This is a genomic window from Serratia sp. NA_112.1 (assembly GCF_052691715.1).
The window spans coordinates 1-19027 of sequence record NZ_JBQZFO010000019.1 but is presented as its reverse complement, the minus strand read 5'-3'; the positions used below and the strand labels follow the sequence as shown (position 1 = coordinate 19027).

Sequence of the window (19027 nt, the reverse complement as noted above, 5' to 3'; positions counted from 1 at the left end):
CAGTTCAGGAATAGACCGTGTTAAATCAATTTGTTGCTCCCCTTTTCTTACGCCGCTGGTTCAACCCCCTGCTGTGGGCGCTGGTGCTGATTGGCCTGAATATGCGGCCGCTGTTGACCTCGATCGGCCCGTTGTTGCCGACGTTGCGGCAGGCCACCGGACTGAGTTTTGGCGGCGCGGCGCTGCTGACCACCTTGCCGGTACTGATGATGGGGTTGATGGCGCTGGCGGGTGGGGCGATCAACCGCCTGTTCGACGAGCGTACCAGCGTAGTGCTGAGCCTGTTGGCCATTGGCCTGGGGGCCGCCTGGCGTGAACTGGCACCGGGCAGCACGCAATTGCTGCTGAGTGCGGTGTTGGGTGGACTGGGGATTGGGGTGATCCAGGCGGTGATGCCCGGCATTATCAAACATCACTTTCTCAAGCAGATGGCACTGGTGGCCGGGCTGTGGTCGGCGGCTCTGATGGGCGGTGGTGGTCTGGGGGCGGCGATGACCCCCTGGTTGATGAGTGTCGGCCATGACTGGCACAGTGCATTGGCCTGGTGGGCGGTGCCTGCACTGGTGGCGTTAATCGCCTGGTGGCCGGTCAGCCGCGGCCTGGCACGCCTGACACCGTCCGGAACCTCCTCCGGGCCGAGCCTGTGGTTCAGCCGCCGAGCCTGGTTGCTAGGCGCATATTTTGGTTTGATCAATGGCGGCTATACCAGCCTGATCGCCTGGCTGCCGCCGTATTATATGCAGCTCGGCTGGCAGCCGCAGGCCAGCGGATCGCTGTTGGCGCTGATGACTTTCGGGCAGGTCGTCGGGGCGCTGCTGTTGCCGGCGCTGGCGCGATCGGTAGATCGACGGCCGTTATTATTGCTGGCATTAGTCATGCAGTTGATCGGCTTTATTGGCCTGATTTATCTGCCGGAGGCGTTGCCGTGGTTGTGGGTGCTGGTTTCCGGCCTGGGGCTGGGCGGCGCCTTCCCGCTGTGCCTGGTGCTGGCTCTCGATCATATTCCGCACCCGGCGGCCGCGGGGCGCTTGGTGGCCTTTATGCAGGGGATTGGATTCCTGCTGGCGGGGGCTACGCCTTATATTTCTGGCCTGTTGCGTGATTACAGCGGCGGCTTTGTGCTGGATTGGCAAATCCATGCGCTGCTGGTGGTGGTGCTGATCGCCATCACCGGGTGCTTCCATCCGCACAGCTACCGGCGGGCGTTCGCCGAATAATATTACTGTCATTGCGGTTCCCTATAGTGACGTTGCTTTTACTTCTGGGTGATAACAACAAAAAGGGAACCAAGACATGCACATAACCAAAACCCGCCTGGCTCTGTTGGCCGGCTGTATGGCGCTGAGCACTAACCTGTGGGCGCAAGCTCAGCCGGTGCAGGCAACCCTGGCCGGGCACGCGTTACTGGCGGTGAAATCCAACGTTGCCGCACCGCAGGATGCCCCCGCCGATTTACAGCAAAGCGGTAAATACACCAGCGGCAAACGCGTGACCGAACTGGGCAGTGTGGCGGGTAAATCCGCCGATCGCATGACCGGTATTGGCCTGCCAATCAACGGGCAACCCTTGCAGGGCCATTCCGGCATCAAACATATGCCCGACGGTACCTACTGGGTGCTGACCGACAACGGTTTTGGCAGCAAGGCCAATTCACCGGACGCCATGCTGTACCTCAATCACTACAAAATCGACTTCGACAACGGCACGGTGACGCCGCTGAAAACGGTATTCCTGCACGATCCGGACAAAAATGTCCCCTTCCATATCATCAATGAGAGCACCGATAAACGTTACCTGACCGGCAGCGATTTTGACCTGGAAAGCTTCCAGTTTGCCGACAATGCCCTGTGGATTGGCGATGAGTTCGGCCCCTACCTGATTAAGGCCGATCTGAACGGTAAGGTATTGGCGGTGTTCGATACCAAGGTCGACGGCAAGGTGGTGAAGTCGCCGGATAACCCGACGCTGACCCTGCCGGGTGCACCGGACGGCAAACAGAACTTCCAGGTAGCACGTTCCAAAGGTTTTGAAGGCATGGCGGCATCACCGGATGGCAGCAAATTGTACCCGTTGCTTGAAGGCGCGCTGTGGGACGGTGAAAAATTCGAGAACATCGATGGTAAACGCTATCTGCGGGTGCTGGAATTTGACGTGAAACAACAGGCCTGGACCGGCCGCAGTTGGCAGTATGTGTTGGAAGACAACCGGAACGCTATCGGCGATTTTAATATGATCGACGCCACCCATGGCCTGGTGATCGAGCGCGATAATAACGAAGGCACGGCGGACAAAGCCTGCGCTGCGGGTGCCCCTACAGACAACTGCTTCAGTCAGGTGGCGAAGTTCAAGCGAGTATACAAAATCGCTTTTTCTGACGACAACGTCGGTAAACTGGTCGATAAACTGGCCTATATTGACCTGATGAACATTCAGGACCCAAACAAGCTGGCGCGCAAACCGCTGAATAACGGCGTGCTGACCTTCCCGTTCTTCACCATTGAAAATGTCGACGTGGTGGATGGCAGCCATATTATCGTCGGCAACGACAATAACTTCCCGTTCTCTTCCAGCCGCCAGCCGAATGTGGCGGATGAAAACGAGTTTATCCTGCTGGATGTGAAAGACTTGCTGAAGCCTTAACCCGACCTGCCTCCGGCATATGCCGGGGGCTAGCGTATTTCCCTCTTAGCGCCAAGGGTAAACTGCGCTATAATCAGCCCCTTGCTTCCTGTTGCCGAAGGAAGATCCTCGTCCCCGGTGGGGCGGCCGGACTTCAAATCCGGTTGGGGCCGCCAGCGGTCCTGGGCAGGTTCGACTCCTGTGATCTTCCGCCAAAGCTTGTCCGCATACCTCCCGATAAATCCAAAAAACACCAATAAAACCAATGGTTACTGTGATTTTCTGTCCGAGGGTGTCCGAGGGATTCTCTCTAAATCCGTGAAAAATGTGTATACTGATGGGTATAGATTTTGACTATACATCTTTGAGCTATACACATGCCGCTAACTGACTTACAAATCCGCCGTGCCAAACCCCAAGAGAAAGCCTATACACTCAACGACGGCCAAGGCCTTTCACTCCTGATCGAACCCAGTGGCAGTAAAGGTTGGCGTTTTCGCTATCGCTATGCCGGTAAGGCTAGGCTGATGTCATTTGGCACCTATGACTTAGTTTCCCTTGCTGAAGCGCGTTCAAAGCGTGAGGTAGCGCGTAAGCAGGTTTCTGAAGGGATTGATCCAGGTGAAGTGAAAAAGGCTGCAAAGCTGGCCCAGAAACTCTCCGCCGAGAACTCATTTGAAGTTATCAGCCGTGAATGGCATACGGCCAAGGCAGATCGCTGGTCACTCGGCTATCGTGAGGAAATCATGAGCACCTTTGAGGCTGATGTTTTCCCCTATATCGGCAAGCGGCCGATCTCTGAAATTAAGCCCTTGGAGCTGTTAGAGGTGCTTCGGCGCATTGAGAAGAGGGGAGCGCTAGAGAAAACCCGCAAAGTGCGTCAGCGGTGCGGAGAAGTGTTCCGCTATGCGATTATCACCGGCAGGGCGGAGTACAACCCTGCTCCAGATCTCGCCAGCGCATTGGCTGTTCCAAAGCAACAACACCATCCGTTCCTTTCAGCAGAGGAGCTGCCTTACTTCGTAAAAGATTTAGAAGGCTATACCGGCAGTATTATTACCAAGAACGCCGCCAAAATCGTGATGCTGACCGGTGTGCGTACACAAGAAATGCGCTTTGCTACTTGGGAAGAAATCGATTTTGAGAGGGCAATCTGGGAGGTTCCCGCCGAACGTATGAAAATGCGCCGCCCGCATATTGTGCCACTCTCTACTCAGGCGATTAAGCTTTTTAAGCAACTACAACCGATCACTGGTCACTATCCTTACATTTTTATTGGACGAAACAACCGTAAAAAGCCTATAAGTAAAGAAAGCGTAAACCAGGTTATAGAGTTATTGGGCTATAAAGGGAGAGTAACCGGACATGGGTTTAGACATACGTTGTCAACTATACTGCATGAAGAGGGGTTTGATAGTGCTTGGATCGAGACTCAACTTGCTCATGTGGATAAAAATAGCATCCGAGGAGTTTACAACCATGCCCAGTACCTTGAAGGTAGAGGACGAATGCTCCAATTTTATGCTGATAAACTATACCCTCTTGAAAGCTTGCTAACTTATTAAGGATGATAATTATGTCTTACTTTTTTGATACAGCAGTAAACATTGAAGGTAATACGAAACTAAGAGCCCCGCAAATTGAGGCTTATATAAAAATTAAAGAGTTCTTCAGTGTTGAAGAGAATAAAGAGGCACTTGTCGTTCTGCCAACGGGCACAGGCAAAAGTGGGTTAATATCTATAGCTCCCTATGGTGTCGCTAAAAAGAGAGTTTTGATTATCACTCCGGGCCTTATTACAAAAGATAGTATACGTAAGACTCAAGAAGTGCTTGCTGACAATTTCTGGGTAAACTTCGATATAATATTTAGTAGCAAGGATATACCTGTAGTTAATGAATATGTCTCTGACTTATCTAATGAGCATTTAGATAAAAGTCATATTGTTTACTCAAATATACAGAAAATAACATCCGCTCGTGGTAATGGGTTGATAAATAGGGTGCCGTCCGATTTCTTTGATTTAATTATTATAGATGAAGCACACCATGCACCTGCACAAAGTTGGCAAGATACACTCCAGCATTTTTCAAATGCAAAAATATTACATGTTACCGGAACACCTTACCGTGGTGATAATCAAGAAATCCCTGGGGTAAAAATCCATGAGACTCCTTTGTCTGAGGTTATGAGGGATAAATATGTCAAATGGCTGAGAAAAGAAACTGTAAACGCACATGAGCTATTCTTTATAACACCGGAGCAGCCGGGTGTAAAACTAACAAAAGAGCAAGTTTTAGAGCTTAAAGATAAAGAATGGCTTGAAAAAAGCATCGCATTATCAAAAGAGTGTTCGTTAGATGTTATTGACCACAGTATTGCTAAACTCAATGAGCTTAAAAGTTCATCCCCTCAGGTTCCTCATAAAATATTGGCTGTAGGTTGCAGTATTGCTCATGCAGAAGATTTATTTATTTGGTATAAAGATAGAGGAATGAACTCTGTAATTGTACATAGTGAAATGGAACAAACTGATCTATCTGATGCATTAATGAAAGTGGACCGTCATCAATGCGATGTTGTCATTTCCGTTAATATGTTGATGGAAGGTTATGACCACAAATATCTAACCGTTCTTGCCATATTTAGACCTTATAGAAGCCTCAATGCTTTTGCTCAAGTGGTTGGAAGAATTTTGCGAGCCATCCCTGAATCTGAGATCACACATTTCGAAATTGATAACAATGGGATAGTGATTTTCCATGAAGAAATTGGTTTAAATGTTATGTGGGAAAGCTTTCAAAAGGAAGTTGAAAAGGCCCGTCGGGCAACTGTCAGGGAATATAGCTTCACAGACAGAGACTATGTAGAAAGGGGAACTGAGTTAGCCGGTGTTGAAAGCGAAAGTGCTTATGTAAGCGATACTGATTCCTATCTTGATGATATTGATTTCAACGCTCTTTTTGAGAAGAAACGTCATGAAATTAGTGATTCTGTCAGTCAAAAAATAGAATTAATTAAACAATCTGGTGTTGATATACCTGATGATGCATTGGAAGCGTTGCGTCAAACTTTAGCTGAAAAAGAAGTTCAGAAAGCCGCAGAAGTAATCGATCCGGAATTAATAGAGAAAAGGCCTCATCAAGCAAGAAAACTAATGAGAGAAATTCTAAAAACCCGCGCTCAAGATGGGGTTTCTAATTTACTGATAGATAATGGAATTGGTGAAAAAAGTTCAGAGCTATACAACATTTTTAATCGCTACGTACCTTATTTAAAGACAACAGATGCTAATGATGGTATATTGGTTAGATATGTATTCATTAAACTTTCCAAAGCCTATGGGCCTGTGGAAAAGCGAGATAACAAAACTCTTCTCCAATCAATTAATGATTTAGAGAAAGTATTCGCAGAAGTTGAGAGGATGATTAAATGACAAACTATTCTCAGATCATGATGGAAATTAATAAAATAATTTCTTTTTGCATGGTAAAAGGGGTTCAGCCTCATGATTTAGTTACGTCAATATTTGAGAGTGAATATCATAATATTGAAACCTACAAGAAAGATGAGCTTGTTTATCTGGTTATGACTTATTCAGATGTTCATGACGATGGTGTTAGCTGCATCAAAATGAAATACATTTACAACAATAAACAGCAATTACTATCTGTCGCCCAAAAAATTGACTCGTCAAGTTATAAGACTCAATGGGATCGCAATGAAAAACTTGAGGCGATGCTTAATAAGTTGTCAATGCACCTCCCTAAGGATAATCAGCTTATTAATCAACTCAGGGATACGATTCCTGATGATTTTAAAGTGATTTTCTATCCTCATCTTAAGATTGCTTGTTAGTTACACCCATATTTAAGCCGCCATCACAGGCGGCTTTTTTCCCTGCCTCCTCACATCTCTGACGTGCTATCTGCTCATAAACATATCAATCAATCACGAACTGACCGCGACCATTAAGGTGCTATCACGACGCATTTAGACGTTATTTTTAAATAATGTGTTCCACTGCTTGCGCGCAATGCTATCCCCGCCTCGCCTGCCCGCTTTATGTGTCGCATTTCATGCAGATGCATAGCGGGCTTGAAGCCGCGCCAGCACTGGGGCGAGGTAGGTTAAACACGCATATTATACGCATGCAAAATCATGCACTCTATGCATGCACGCGCAGTTTGAGGCAGGCTAGCCAGAAAAAAGGCTGGTTTCGGGAGAGCGGTGGAAAGCAAAAACCGCATCCTGGTAAAAGATGCGGAGATGGTCAATCAATGCAGGCGATTATTATTTCCGTAACGGTTTAACGTCCGGCGTTCCGCTGGAGGCGGTGCCGGAATAGTTTCCGGTGGCAAGGGCCGCTGAATAACATGCTCAATACTTTCCCGCGTTTTAAAGGTGCTGGAACAGTCGATATTCTGGCACTGGTAATACGCCTCTTTGGTCTGTTCGGTTAAATACCGGCTGGTGCGGGTATGTGAACCACTGCGGCAAAACGGACAACGCATCATGATTTAATCCCCCGTTCCTTAAATTTCTTGCGTTTTTCCGCTATTTCCGTTGCCAACTGCCAGCGTTTGACTGGGCTGTCGCGCAGCGCCGGTAATACCCCCGTTTCCTCAGGCTGTGTCAGACCGATATCGCTCAGCACCGGGTGCTCAATATTCTTTTGCGCCGTAGCCGTAATAACATGCGCAGTCAGCGCCCCCAATACGCTCTGTTCAATCACTCTCATCGGGTTATCGTGGTAAACACTGTAGGCTTTCTTTGCCAATGAGCAGGCATTGATAACATCGGCGCTCAGGAGCACTTTCCCCAGGGCGTCCACGGCCTGGCTCATTGCGTGCTCGGCAAAGGCGTTCAAAGCCTCTCGGTGCGCGTCGACCAGCTTGGGGGCCGTCGTTCCACAGCAAAGGTGGAGGTACATTTTATCCACCTCCATTTCTTCAATCAGGCCGTCAAACTCTTTGGTCAGTTCCCGCTTGGAGATCCGGCTGTGGTGCTGCGCTTGCAACTCCGGGGTCATTTCCCCACGCAGTTTGCGGAACAGGGTACGCCACTGGCTTTCCGCTTCGAGACTTTCCACCTCGGTGTCTTTCTTCTGTTGATGGCAACGGGCGATACCTGTCACGACCTCCGTTAACTCCTGGGCATTTTTGTCGTGGGCGGCGCGGGCATCACGCAGCGCTTGCAGCTTTTGGGTGATGGACTTGGGTAGCGTGGTACTCATTGTGGTGTCTCCGGTGTTCGTCAATGTGTCGCCATTCTGTTGATAACCGCACAACATCGCTATCAATCCCCGTTGGATCACCGGCAGGACAACACCCCGTGAAATTGCCCAGAAAACCATCACCAAGATTTTAGTTTTTATATAAACTATTCACTACTGTTCACTTTAATAAAAAATAGAGTTAAATCAGTAAGTAAAGTAGTGAATAGTTGACTTAAAACTCATCACTCACTGTTCACTACTGTTCACTCTGCCCAAAATTGACCTTTTCCCTGGCTAGCCTTAAAAACCCTCTTTAATAATGTTTATTTATATTGTTAATCCACACTTAACCACTTCTAGCGGTTAATGTTTTTGCCTCTGTTTACCTTTAAGTTGCCAATGTTTGCCAATTCTTTAATTTGATTATTTTACAATCAGTTACAGCTCACCACCACACAACAAGCCCTTGTTGCCATCATGAAAAATATTCACATAATAGGGCGCTACCGCAGAGTCCACACAGTCCCGGTGAGTCACCACCGGATATAAACGAGGTAGCATAACCATGCTTGCAGTTGCCACACCGTCCCGTTCTACCCCCGCGCCAACCCTGACCGAGCCAACGCCCCGCGATCGCTTTATGCGTCTGCCTGAGGTGCTCTATACCACCGGCCTTTCCCGCTCCACCGTGTATGAGATGATTGGACGTTCACAGTTCCCGAGCCAGATTTCCCTGGGCGGTAAGAATGTTGCCTGGCTTGAGTCTGAGGTTGAAGAATGGATGGCTGAACGTATCGCCAACCGTCACCAGGAGGCTGCTGTATGATGCTCCTGACGCTCGGCCAACAAACCTTTAGCCTGGATCACAGCGATGCCCTGTTTGTGGCAGAAGCTATCCTGATGCTGCGCAAGAACCCTAAAATGGCCCTGTCTGAACGCCACAGCGCCAAGCACGGCGTGATTGCCCTTACTTGCCAGGGGCCATCGATTTACCACCGGCCCCAAGTGCGCCATGTACCGCTTTCCAATGCCGCCGACAGCTACAAAACCTCTGTTTTAACAGACTGTTGATCACTATGCGATCGATTGAATATCCGTATGCGTTTTCCGGCTTGCCCTGGCGGCAAGCCCTACGTTATAGTCCTTGCGCTGTCGCACAATCGACAGCCGGGCGTAGGAACCCGTGTTACTCAATGGCGACACAACACGCGCCTAGCGTGTTTTTTTATGTCGTGGCCTTAGCGCGCTCATTTTTTGCACAGTGGTTTTTATGCTACTGTAGCGATCAAACAATGGTGGCTCAGGCGGGGCAGCCTTCGGGCTGGCCGGTATCCATTGAGGCCGGTATTCCTACCCCCGTCTGGGCTACCACCCATAAGTGTAGGAACTTCGGTGGTAGCGATAACCATTACTCAATGGAGGCTGCCACCATGGCTACTATCCTCACCCCGTCACACCCGCAATTTGTCTTCCTGTTTGCTGCCGTGCGCCGCAACACCACCACATTACAGCCCTGCATGCTGCGTACCGTCGCCACCTGTGAGCATGCCGCCCGCCGCGCCCTGGTAAGTGATTACGTGCTGTCGTTCGCCGGCCGTCTGCCTGTCGCGGAGGTGGCATGAATACCCTGGCCGCCCGTTTCTATAGCGATACCCACTACCCGATCCCGCACGCCGATTTCCTGCGCCTACAGCATGCGCACTCTGTCGGGGTGTTGTTCCTCGATATGCTCGATCAGATGAACTGCTGCGGCCAACGCCCGGACAGCTTCCAACAAAGCGCACTGGCTTCCGTGGTGGCGGTACTGACCGACCAACTCGGACAGGTGGTCACCACCTGCGAATCCCATATCAATCACAACCTGGAGGCGACCGCCGCATGAACACACTCAATCAATCTTGCCTGCCTATTGAAGTGCGTACAGCGGTGTATCGCCGTGCGGTGGCACAAGCCTATCTCGACACCTGCGCCTTTTATGGGCTTAGCCTCGGTTACTCGCTGGATGAATTGCAAATGACCATCGCCATGCAGTTGGAAGGCTACTTTGTCGGTCAGCATGGCCCGGAAGACGGCATGGACATGGCGTGCGCCATGTTGGGGGATATGGTGCAACCGGATATCCTGGTCGCCCCTCCCCGCCTGACGCCGTTAGGGCAAAAGATGATGGACGAACTGTGCTGTGACCAGCTCGCCGCCACCGCTAACACGACCGTGCATTGAGGGGGCGACGATGACGCTATTAAACGTTTCACATACCTCACGTGCAGCAACCGGCCAGTGGCCGGTATTACTTCCTGCCCTGGGCATTCACATCACCGCCGGGGGCCGGGCGCAGCCTTGCCCGGTATGCGGCGGTAAAGACCGTTTTCGCTTTGATAACCAGCAAGGGCGCGGAACCTGGTTCTGCAACCAGTGCGGCGGTGGGGATGGCCTGTCACTGGTCGAAAAAGTGCTGGCAGTGACCACCAAAGAGGCCGCCAGTAAGGTGGCCGGGGTATTGGATAACACCTCATATGCTCCCTTACCGGTGCCGGATAGCCAACAGGATAAAACTCAGGCCCGGCAACAGGCCGCCGAACAGGCCCGCCAACTGGTGGCCGCCGCCGCCCCTCAGGCAGGCAATGCCTACCTGAGCCGCAAAGGCTGGCCGGATGTGGACACCTTGACCTTACAGGGTAAGCCCCTGCGCGTGGGCGGTATCACCTACCAACCCGGCGATCTGCTACTGCCGCTGACCAATGCCGCCGGAGAAGTGGTTAACGTCCAGTTGATCAACGCCGCAGGCGACAAGCGCACCCTGGCCGGGGGACAGGTCAAAGACACCTGCCATTCTCTGGCCGGGCCGGATCACGCGGTGATCTGGTTAACGGAAGGCTGCGCCACCGGGCTGACCGTGCATCAACTGACCGGGGAAAGCGTCTGTATTGCGCTCAGTGCCAATAACCTGCCCGCCCTGGCGCAACAGTTGCGCGCACAATACCCGGATGCATTGCTGTTGCTGGCCGCCGACAATGACGAGAACGGCACCGGCCAAACCCGCGCCACCGAGGCCGCCCAACTGACCGGCGCTACACTGGCATTGCCGCCGATGATCGGTGACTGGAACGATCTCTATCAGCAACAGGGCAAACTCCCTACCCTGGCACAGTTGCAGGCGTTTAACCCACCGCAGCACCCTAGCCCATTCGACACCCTCAGCGATGCCGACCTGAAAGCCATGAGCGCCAGTGAGAAAGCTGCACTGCTGGCCGAACATTACCAGCACTTGCTGGCGGTGCCGCCGGTGGGGGAAGACTTGTGCCGCTACGAGAACGGCGCATGGCAGGTATTGCCTTACCGGGTACTCAGCCGGGAAATTGCCGCCCTGTTCCAGAAAATCCGCGCCCCGTTCTCAGCCTCCGGGATCGGCAGCGTCCTGGATACGCTTAAACTGATGGTGCCGCAGATGGGCACCCCGGCCCGCCAGTTGATTGGCTTTCGTAATGGCGTGTTTGATACCGTCACCGGCCAGTTTAGCGCCCACCAGAAAACCTACTGGCTACGCACCGTGAACAGCGTGGACTACACCCCATCCAAGGCCGGGGAAAATCTGGCCGACCACGCGCCGCACTTCTGGCGCTGGCTGACGCGGGCCGCCGGACAGCAACCCGACAAACGGGAACGTATCCTCGCGGCGCTCTTTATGGTGCTGGCAAACCGCTATGACTGGCAGATGTTCCTGGAAGTGACCGGGCCGGGCGGCAGCGGTAAGAGCGTGATGGCCTCGATCGCCAGCCTGTTGGCGGGGAAAGACAACACCACCTCGGCCTCTATCGATACGCTGGAATCCTCACGGGATCGGGCCTCGGTGGTCGGGTTCTCGCTGATTATCTTGCCTGACCAGGAGAAATGGAGCGGTGACGGGGCAGGCATCAAGGCGATCACCGGCGGTGATGCTGTCGCCATCGATCCGAAATACCGTGACGGCTACTCCACCCATATTCCGGCGGTGATCCTGGCGGTGAACAACAACCCGATGCAATTCAGTGACCGCAGCGGCGGTGTATCCCGTCGCCGGGTGATCCTGCCGTTCCCGGAGGTAATACCGACCCATGAACGCGATCCGCAGCTCCTTAGCAAAATCACCGGTGAACTGGCGGTGATTGTGCGCCACCTGATGCAACGTTTTGCCAACCCGAACGACGCCCGCGATCTGCTCCAGGCGCAGCAACACTCAGATGAAGCGCTGGAGATCAAACGCAGTGCCGATCCGCTGGTTGATTTTTGTGGCTACCTGCTGGAAGAGAGTGAACCCCACGGCCTGTATATGGGGAACGCCAATATTGTGCCCGCCAACCCGCGTAAATATCTGTATCACGCTTACCTCTCTTATATGGAGGCGCGAGGGCACAAATACCCGCTCAATCTGACCGCGTTCGGGCGGGCCATCCCGCAGACCTTGCGCGAATACGAGATCACCTTGCTTAAGCGCAAGACCAACCAGGGGATACAGACCAACCTGGTACTGAGTGAGGATTGTGAGGCCGATTGGCTACCCAAGTGTGAAGCCCACTGAGTGAACGCGGTCACGATCGTTTTCACCGATCAATACGCGGCTATTGATCTGCCGAACCCATTGGACGCTGCCGCAGTGGGGCATTTATAGTCCCTTGTATAAACTGCATACAGTCCAACACCAGGGAAAATGTATCGGTTATCCTTCTGGCCCGCTTGCGGGCCGTTCGCTCCCCCTCTTTCACTGCAACTGCAAAACCGGCTCCGGCCGGTTTTTTTGTGCTTGCCGATCGCCACTGTTCACGCTGGAGTGAACAGTTGTGTACAGTTCCCGGATAACTCATCACAACATAACATAATGATTTATATAAATAAAATGCAAAAAGTGAACAGTGTGACCAGTTTTTCTATAAATCTTTATATTTGTGAAGTGGTGAAAAAGCTAAAGTGGTTTTCAGTCATTTGTACTTAGTAGTCACGTTATACGAGTTTCCTAATTTTTCCGCTGTAAATTCCATTAGGGACGTGTTAGTTTTTAGATGGCTCCACCTTAAATTTTCAAAGTTGTTTCGCTTTGATTTTAGCAAGGTTAGTAGAAATGCCCTGCTCCAGGGTTGCTGATTGTCCGCAAAGTTGCTTCGTGAGCTTAGCGTCCTTAGGATTGCGTAAGGTGATTGGGTGGAGCCACTATTAACGACAAAGGAGTGTTTGAAACCGATGCTTTTAAAACAACAAATAATTGCTGCAAACTTTATAAGAGGAGAAAGCGGAAAGGCTTTCCTTCCTACCCTATTATATGTTGAGCCGAAAAGCATCAAAACAGGGAATAAATATAAGTGGATGAATCCACGAAGTATTAGAGCATATAGTTTAAGTGAAAATGATATACATAGTCTATTATCAGCCGTATTAACTGGTGAGATTGAAATTAAAACAGCTAATCATGTCGCTGAGATTTTAGAAATTCCAGTAGGGCAATTAATATATATCCTCTATAAAAAAACTACTGAGAACTATGTTGAGTTTGAAGTAAAGAAGAAAATGGGAGGAGTTAGGAAGATATACTCACCACAGGGCAGTGTTAAAATAATACAAAATAGAGTAAAGAAAATTCTAGACTTTTTCTACCGCCCTAAGGCTGCTGCTCATGGTTTTATAAAAGAGAAAAGTATAAAGACAAACGCTAAAAAACACATTGGCAAAAAATATGTCCTGAACATAGATTTATCAAACTTTTTCGAATCGATAACTTTTGCTCGTATATATGGTGTTTTCAAAGCTAGGCCTTTTAATTTTGGTCATGATGCTGCGAGTATATTGGCCCACGCTTGCACTTATAATGGTGTTTTGCCGCAGGGCGCTCCAACATCACCAACTTTATCGAATATAGTTGCAGCCTCTTTAGATAAGAAGTTGGTTACCCTTGCGAGAAGATTTAAAATACAGTATACAAGATATGCTGACGATATTACTTTTTCATTCAATCAGAAGCCACCCGAGGACTTGGTGAAGGTTCTCGATGGCGAAGGTTTATGTGAGGTCGGTGACTTATTAAATGAGGTCATTGAGTCTTGTGGGTTTAAGGTTAATTCAAAAAAAACTAGGTTGCAGTCAAAAACGCAGAGGCAGGAAGTCACCGGACTAGTTGTTAACAATAAAGTTAATGTGAATCGTGATTATATTAGAATAACTAGATCTATGATTCATGGTTGGTGCAAAGATAGGGCATTTTCTGCTAGAAAACATTTTAATATAACTGATGAGTGCAGCGTAGAGAAAGAAAAAAACATTATCGAGTCTTTCCGAAATCATATATATGGAAGGCTAAGTTTTATAAGGATGATAAGGGGGGTTGACTTCCCATGTTATTTGAAGTTAATGGCTTATATGTCGCATAATGATCCGAAGCAAACAAAAGAGGGTAAGCGCGCTATGAAAGAAACTGAAACCTACGATATTTTTATTTGCCATGCTAGTGAAGATAAAGATGAAATTGCAGTTCCAGTTTATGATGAGTTGAATAATTTATCAATCGTCACATTTATTGATCACTTGTCAATAAAATGGGGCGATTCATTAGTTGATAAAATAAATAATGCATTAGCGAAATCAAAGTATGTAATTGCTATTCTTTCAAAAAATTCAGTTGAGAAAAACTGGCCTATTAGAGAGCTTAATAGCGTTCTAGCCCGTGAGATAAAAGGCGGAAAAGTAAAATTATTGACTTTAATAAAAGCTAGTGATGAGGAATATGTACAAGATAAACTCCCCCTTCTTGCTGATAAATTATACATGGTATACAACGGAAACCCGGCTGAAGTTGCCTCTAGAGTAAGGGATTTGCTGGGGCATCCTTGAGCAATTGCTAAAATGTATAGAATTATGTATAAATCCAAAGAGGTTTTTTTAAAAAATCCTTTTTTTTCAATTGATTGTAATTCATTTAAGACTCCTGTGATTTCCGCCAATCAATATCTCCCACACTCTCCTGAATTCAATAAAACGCCCGTAATAACTGGGTTAAATGTTTATTCTTGTCTCCGGAGCTCAACCGGATTCTACCTACATCAATAAATATTTGGGGGTGCTTTAGGGGGTGCAAAATTGTATGCTGTTTTCTGGCACCCCCAGACTATGCGGTAACCCATTATTCCTCTGACTTGGCTGTGCTACTACAATCTTAACATCAGTGTCGAGGTGTCTAAGATTCAAGGATCCATTCTATTTAGATACCCGCACCTCCGTGCCTCTTGTAATATAAGATCGGGAACGTTTTCCACATCAGATATCTTTCTATTATTAACAATAATCTGACTCGCTTCTTTATAACCTGGCGCCCACAAGTCATTATTGTCAGTTATGTTTTTGTAAACAGAAATTAATGGTTTTTTCCATGCGGCAGAGATATGTACAATCGAAGTGTCTGGAGAAATAACCAGATCAACTTTTCTAATCAGCTCCATGACGTGATGCAGTGAGTTAAATGGATTTATAACAACATTATCGGGAAGATGTACATCCAGTTCCTTCCTATGATCAAGAATAATAAAAATTATGTTATCTAACTTTTTGCTAAACATCTCAATAGTTTGAGATAATTGTTCTTGAGATAAATTCCTTTCTGGACTTCCAGTGAAAGCGTTAATAACGATTTTCACTTTATCTTCCCATGCGCTTAAGTACTCTTGCACTTCAAAAGTAATCTCTGTAGGGATATGCAAGTCATAGGCGTGACGATTTTTAAAGTCAAGAGCCATGTTATATGCCACCAAGGAAATGGCTTTTGTCACATGCTCCTTACCATTCTTAAATGAAATGGATTTGCTGTAGTGATTCATACAACCCCATTTATTGAACCCAAGAACACCCTTTGCGTTTATGTCCCGAAAAAGCATCATTCTATGTACAGGGATATCAAACAAACAAAGATCAACCACTAGATCATAATTATTTTCACGTAATAATTTAATTGTTGAGTCTGCAACTGTGTGGCTAAAGCTTTTTAAAAATACTTCATTATTACAGTCCCCAGCCTCGTAGACATGCCTGACATAGGGGTTGTATTTCATAGCTACGCTACTTGATTTTGTAAGCAATAAATCTACTTTATAACCCGACTCATAAAGGCACTTCACTAGTGGCGTTGAAACCACAACATCTCCGATTGTTCCTTCATTGCGAAGGAGCAGTACAGTTTTGATTACTTTGATATCAAAATTGCTTTTTCTACGCTTATCCCAGATAAGCTTTGCAATATAAATCTTAATATTAAGCTTTACTTCCTTGAAGTAGTAATTTCGTTTCCTGTTCCACTCCCTTAACTTCTTGAAACGACCACTTGAAATAGAAATTTCCAAATCCTTACTCACAACTTCCTCCACTTTTCATATGGGATCGCTCATTAACACATGAGAGAAGTATCTTGTTAACTACCGAACTGTCGATACAGATAGCAATATCGAGTATTTGAACTATGTGCCATTTGGTTCTCATTACCTGGAAAGGTTGTCCGCGGCATTGTGGACTCTAAATAGTAGGCAGAGCAGTAAAAATAAATCAATTAAATCTGTATTATTTTTTTACTGGCTTACTTCCTTGTATCTAACAGTTTTGTACACCCAGTCATTGACTGGGATCAGACCACTATTCTTCGGGTGGGTGGGATACTTACAACAGCTCGCCTGTGGCCCGGTGAACCGTCTGCCGGGCCCGGGCTGGCGAGGCGGAGAGGAGCAAGGAGGTATGACTGCGACCCGCCGCAGACAGACGCAGCCGGGCGGGTATTAAGCCTTTCAGCTGAGGCCGTCAGGCAGACAACCCTTACAGCGCCCTGGTCACTGTGCAGGGTGCTGGCCGTGGCGGTGATGCTGCCGTCCTGTGCTACCACAGTGACGCCGTCGCGCCCGTTGAACGCACGCAGCCGCAACACCGCTTTGGGAAGCGAGAAGCCTTCCGTTTTCATCAGCCAGTCAACCACCGACCCCGCCGCACCACAGCCGAAGCAGTGGAACAGGTTCTTCTCCGGCGAGATAACGGTAAAAACGACGATGGCCGCTCCTGTTTCCAACGAAGAACAACTTTTTATGGCTGCGCTGGGCAAGCGCATGACAGAACTCCGTAAGGCTTCTGGCATGACGCAGTCACAGATGGCACTCGCGCTTAATGTTTCACAACAGGCGGTATAGTCCTGAGAAGCTGGCAGAGGCCGGATACAGATATCCGTCCTGCCTGCTGTAGCGAAGTTGCTTTCGGTTTCTCTGGAAGTGGGGCTGGGCGAAGAGACAGCACACACCCCGCGCAAGCGCGGCCCGGCCTCGCGACTTGAGCAGCAAATTGAGGTAATCAGTCAGTTACCGAAGGCCCGGCAGAAGATGGCCGCTGAGATGCTCGACGCGGTGATTGCACAAGCGCAGCAACAGGAGACTGGCAGCTAACAAGCGGATTTTTAGCGCGGGTTGACGGTGCAGCAACACCGACAGCCCGCTGACCACAACAACTAGTAAGGTGTTGATTATGGCAGAGCAACACAGCTCACCCTCAAGGAGCGTTGGCTGGAGCCGCTCGGATTTACCACCGGCCAGCAGATCGGGTCAGTTGATCATCCGCATCGCACCCGCCACGGAGGGCGCCCTATGAACATTACCTTTACCCCCGAACCGATCCCCGAACTGACGATCGCTGGCGTTGAACTGGCCGAGCTGGGTTTTGGACTCGGTGAACCGGTGCAGCTTGCACTCAGATACGATGGCCTGTGGATCACCATTGTCACCGATGATGCCACCTGGGAAGCCCTCTGTGAGGCCAGCCAGTACCGCCCGGATCTGGGCGCGGACTGGGTACGCCAGAGCGGCGGGCTGGTGATTGGTGGGGATTAGCTCACCGAGTCTGGGATCACCAACGCGGAACAACTGGAAGTCACCGCCGCGCCCGGAGTGCTCCGGTTGCGGCGGCGGGAAGTGGAGGTTTTTAGGGTTTAGATATAAGAACCCCGGCCATTGGCCGGGATTCGTTTTACTTAATGGGATAGTTGTAATGCTCTGGGATTTTATAATCTTCCGGGAAATGTCTCCCATTAGGAAGTTTGAAAAACCTGTCAATATCCTCAGTGGTTTGATAAAAAACTCCATATATCCCAGATAAAAAAGTTGATATACGTAGCAAAGCTGCTTGCATTGCTAATTCATCGTTATTTTCTTTTGCATTAAAGAATAACTCGATTGTTAAGTTAAGATTTTTTATGCTGCTCTGAATGCTATCAACGATTGAATAATCTTTTTCCAAATAAAGATTATCCATCTCAAGCTCTTTTCCCTCTTTCTGCTTTAATAGCTCCAAGTAAGCATCTTTAAACTTATCTAACATACTGATATCAATCATTTTGGTAACCTTCGACCTTCAGCTTTGGCAGCTTTAGTTTTTGCGTCATTAAATGAACCATCAAGATTAAGGACCGCCCTCACTTTTGTTCCTGTACTATCAAAGACCTCTATATGGTCCTTATGTTTAGCATCTAAATAAAACTGATCACCTTTCTGAATATAATCACCTACGGGCTTATTTGCCTGATAGACACTTTGCCCCTGATATTGCTTACTGGTTTTTTTGGATAGTTCTTTGATTTCACTACCAAAGCCTGGTTGCTTAAGGAATTCACTCATATTGCTAACTGCCCCGGCATTTGGCACATGCGGAACTTTCTTACCCGGCAATATTATCCCGGCCAGCATCCCGCCCGTGGCTTCCAGCGCAAGCTGATTTCCTTCAGACGCCTGTACTATTGTGTCTTTCACCGACGACCAGGTTTCACTACTCATCAGCGCTTTCACGCTGTCCGCTACCGCCTGGTTCTTCCCGGCCAGGTCATTCAGCGCCGTGCCGCAGTAACTATCCCCGGTGGCACATGACGCCAGCGCCATTGCCGCATCAGCTGCATAATCCGCTCCACCTAATGCTGCATCGCCTGTATCCGCAAGACCGCTAATTATCGCATTCGCGATGGAAGACGTTGTGCCCTCACCAAGCTTATCCCTGACCTGATTTTTCAGGGATTCCGCGACCTGTTTAACCGTTTCACGGGATTTGTCACCGCTAAGCGAGTTATTCTCCACAGCATTCTTGCCGGCTTGTCCACCGGTCACCGCCCCTGCAGTATCCCCCGTTGCCAGCCCGCCGGCAAGTCCTGAGGCCAGTTGACTT

18 protein-coding genes, 1 tRNA gene and 2 pseudogenes are annotated in these 19027 nt (G+C 48.9%); 15 read left to right on the top strand and 6 right to left on the bottom strand.

Features of this window, described 5'->3' with window-relative positions:
- Positions 1-17: 17 nt before the first annotated feature.
- The 6 genes from ACUTQ5_RS21500 (at position 18) to ACUTQ5_RS21475 (ending at position 6477) form a co-directional block, all read left to right on the top strand.
- On the top strand, positions 18-1217 hold the full coding sequence (locus ACUTQ5_RS21500) for a CynX/NimT family MFS transporter (RefSeq protein ID WP_445652897.1): 1200 nt from the start codon (positions 18-20) through the stop codon (positions 1215-1217).
- A 76-nt stretch (positions 1218-1293) separates the two neighbouring features.
- The gene (locus tag ACUTQ5_RS21495; RefSeq protein WP_445652896.1) at positions 1294-2640 is read left to right on the top strand and encodes an esterase-like activity of phytase family protein; all 1347 of its coding nucleotides are present in this window, start codon (positions 1294-1296) and stop codon (positions 2638-2640) included.
- Between the two features lie 99 nt (positions 2641-2739).
- Positions 2740-2834: transfer RNA gene (locus tag ACUTQ5_RS21490), tRNA-Sec, on the top strand.
- A gap of 162 nt (positions 2835-2996) precedes the next feature.
- The gene (locus ACUTQ5_RS21485) at positions 2997-4184 is read left to right on the top strand and encodes a tyrosine-type recombinase/integrase (RefSeq protein ID WP_445652895.1); all 1188 of its coding nucleotides are present in this window, start codon (positions 2997-2999) and stop codon (positions 4182-4184) included.
- Between the two features lie 11 nt (positions 4185-4195).
- Positions 4196-6055, top strand: coding sequence for a DEAD/DEAH box helicase (locus ACUTQ5_RS21480; RefSeq protein ID WP_445652894.1), 1860 nt, complete (start codon positions 4196-4198; stop codon positions 6053-6055).
- Positions 6052-6477 carry a hypothetical protein gene (locus ACUTQ5_RS21475; RefSeq protein WP_445652893.1) on the top strand — a complete coding sequence of 142 codons (426 nt, stop codon included), beginning with the start codon at positions 6052-6054 and terminating at the stop codon, positions 6475-6477. The genes ACUTQ5_RS21480 and ACUTQ5_RS21475 overlap by 4 nt, the downstream gene beginning before the upstream one ends.
- Before the next feature lie 419 nt (positions 6478-6896).
- Here the strand turns inward: ACUTQ5_RS21475 and ACUTQ5_RS21470 are convergent, their stop codons facing one another.
- Together ACUTQ5_RS21470 and ACUTQ5_RS21465 are read right to left on the bottom strand one after the other, a co-directional pair.
- A complete protein-coding gene (locus ACUTQ5_RS21470) occupies positions 6897-7136 on the bottom strand; it encodes an ogr/Delta-like zinc finger family protein (RefSeq protein WP_445652892.1) in 240 nt (79 codons plus the stop codon).
- Positions 7133-7855 carry an NAD-dependent aldehyde dehydrogenase gene (locus ACUTQ5_RS21465; RefSeq protein ID WP_445652891.1) on the bottom strand — a complete coding sequence of 241 codons (723 nt, stop codon included), beginning with the start codon at positions 7853-7855 and terminating at the stop codon, positions 7133-7135. Before ACUTQ5_RS21465 ends, ACUTQ5_RS21470 begins: the two co-directional genes overlap by 4 nt.
- 547 nt (positions 7856-8402) lie before the next feature.
- Between ACUTQ5_RS21465 and ACUTQ5_RS21460 the strand changes: the two genes are divergently transcribed.
- The 7 genes from ACUTQ5_RS21460 (at position 8403) to ACUTQ5_RS21430 (ending at position 14689) form a co-directional block, all read left to right on the top strand.
- The gene (locus ACUTQ5_RS21460) at positions 8403-8663 is read left to right on the top strand and encodes a helix-turn-helix transcriptional regulator (RefSeq protein ID WP_445652890.1); all 261 of its coding nucleotides are present in this window, start codon (positions 8403-8405) and stop codon (positions 8661-8663) included.
- Entirely contained in the window at positions 8660-8908 is a 249-nt protein-coding gene (locus tag ACUTQ5_RS21455; RefSeq protein ID WP_161544886.1) for a hypothetical protein, read from the top strand. Before ACUTQ5_RS21460 ends, ACUTQ5_RS21455 begins: the two co-directional genes overlap by 4 nt.
- A 5-nt stretch (positions 8909-8913) precedes the next feature.
- Positions 8914-9459, top strand: coding sequence for a host cell division inhibitor Icd-like protein (locus tag ACUTQ5_RS21450; RefSeq protein ID WP_445652909.1), 546 nt, complete (start codon positions 8914-8916; stop codon positions 9457-9459).
- On the top strand, positions 9456-9719 hold the full coding sequence (locus ACUTQ5_RS21445; RefSeq protein ID WP_021807665.1) for a hypothetical protein: 264 nt from the start codon (positions 9456-9458) through the stop codon (positions 9717-9719). Before ACUTQ5_RS21450 ends, ACUTQ5_RS21445 begins: the two co-directional genes overlap by 4 nt.
- The gene (locus tag ACUTQ5_RS21440; RefSeq protein WP_024530888.1) at positions 9716-10057 is read left to right on the top strand and encodes a DUF5375 family protein; all 342 of its coding nucleotides are present in this window, start codon (positions 9716-9718) and stop codon (positions 10055-10057) included. Before ACUTQ5_RS21445 ends, ACUTQ5_RS21440 begins: the two co-directional genes overlap by 4 nt.
- Positions 10058-10067: 10 nt before the next feature.
- A complete protein-coding gene (locus ACUTQ5_RS21435; protein ID WP_445652889.1) occupies positions 10068-12392 on the top strand; it encodes a primase-helicase zinc-binding domain-containing protein in 2325 nt (774 codons plus the stop codon).
- Between the two features lie 617 nt (positions 12393-13009).
- Positions 13010-14689: a TIR domain-containing anti-phage reverse transcriptase gene (locus ACUTQ5_RS21430; RefSeq protein ID WP_445652888.1), complete on the top strand. Its 1680-nt coding sequence runs from the start codon at positions 13010-13012 to the stop codon at positions 14687-14689.
- Positions 14690-15039: 350 nt separating this feature from the next.
- Here ACUTQ5_RS21430 and ACUTQ5_RS21425 read toward each other — a convergent pair whose 3' ends face one another.
- Positions 15040-16200, bottom strand: a complete 1161-nt coding sequence (locus ACUTQ5_RS21425; RefSeq protein WP_445652887.1) for a glycosyltransferase family 9 protein — start codon at positions 16198-16200, stop codon at positions 15040-15042.
- A 538-nt stretch (positions 16201-16738) separates the two neighbouring features.
- A pseudogene (locus tag ACUTQ5_RS21420) lies at positions 16739-16865 on the bottom strand (CHC2 zinc finger domain-containing protein); the annotation flags it as partial.
- 208 nt (positions 16866-17073) lie between these two features.
- Between ACUTQ5_RS21420 and ACUTQ5_RS21415 the strand changes: the two are divergent.
- Together ACUTQ5_RS21415 and ACUTQ5_RS21410 are read left to right on the top strand one after the other, a co-directional pair.
- Positions 17074-17265: a hypothetical protein gene (locus ACUTQ5_RS21415; protein ID WP_445652886.1), complete on the top strand. Its 192-nt coding sequence runs from the start codon at positions 17074-17076 to the stop codon at positions 17263-17265.
- Between the two features lie 198 nt (positions 17266-17463).
- Positions 17464-17808 (top strand): annotated as a pseudogene (locus ACUTQ5_RS21410) (hypothetical protein).
- A gap of 34 nt (positions 17809-17842) precedes the next feature.
- On the opposite strand, the gene ACUTQ5_RS21405 reads toward ACUTQ5_RS21410, so the two are convergent.
- Positions 17843-18208, bottom strand: coding sequence for a hypothetical protein (locus ACUTQ5_RS21405; protein WP_445652885.1), 366 nt, complete (start codon positions 18206-18208; stop codon positions 17843-17845).
- A partial coding sequence (locus tag ACUTQ5_RS21400) for a VENN motif pre-toxin domain-containing protein (RefSeq protein WP_445652884.1) occupies positions 18205-19027 on the bottom strand: 823 nt, incomplete at its 5' end. The genes ACUTQ5_RS21400 and ACUTQ5_RS21405, both read right to left, overlap by 4 nt.

Coding starts and splice junctions, on each gene's coding strand:
- ACUTQ5_RS21435 (WP_445652889.1), top strand. CDS start 10,068: ATGACGCTATTAAACGTTTCACATACCTCACGTGCAGCAACCGGCCAG.
- ACUTQ5_RS21450 (WP_445652909.1), top strand. CDS start 8,914: ATGCGATCGATTGAATATCCGTATGCGTTTTCCGGCTTGCCCTGGCGG.
- ACUTQ5_RS21465 (WP_445652891.1), bottom strand. CDS start 7,855: ATGAGTACCACGCTACCCAAGTCCATCACCCAAAAGCTGCAAGCGCTG.
- ACUTQ5_RS21485 (WP_445652895.1), top strand. CDS start 2,997: ATGCCGCTAACTGACTTACAAATCCGCCGTGCCAAACCCCAAGAGAAA.
- ACUTQ5_RS21445 (WP_021807665.1), top strand. CDS start 9,456: ATGAATACCCTGGCCGCCCGTTTCTATAGCGATACCCACTACCCGATC.
- ACUTQ5_RS21480 (WP_445652894.1), top strand. CDS start 4,196: ATGTCTTACTTTTTTGATACAGCAGTAAACATTGAAGGTAATACGAAA.
- ACUTQ5_RS21470 (WP_445652892.1), bottom strand. CDS start 7,136: ATGATGCGTTGTCCGTTTTGCCGCAGTGGTTCACATACCCGCACCAGC.
- ACUTQ5_RS21475 (WP_445652893.1), top strand. CDS start 6,052: ATGACAAACTATTCTCAGATCATGATGGAAATTAATAAAATAATTTCT.
- ACUTQ5_RS21495 (WP_445652896.1), top strand. CDS start 1,294: ATGCACATAACCAAAACCCGCCTGGCTCTGTTGGCCGGCTGTATGGCG.
- ACUTQ5_RS21460 (WP_445652890.1), top strand. CDS start 8,403: ATGCTTGCAGTTGCCACACCGTCCCGTTCTACCCCCGCGCCAACCCTG.
- ACUTQ5_RS21405 (WP_445652885.1), bottom strand. CDS start 18,208: ATGATTGATATCAGTATGTTAGATAAGTTTAAAGATGCTTACTTGGAG.
- ACUTQ5_RS21455 (WP_161544886.1), top strand. CDS start 8,660: ATGATGCTCCTGACGCTCGGCCAACAAACCTTTAGCCTGGATCACAGC.
- ACUTQ5_RS21440 (WP_024530888.1), top strand. CDS start 9,716: ATGAACACACTCAATCAATCTTGCCTGCCTATTGAAGTGCGTACAGCG.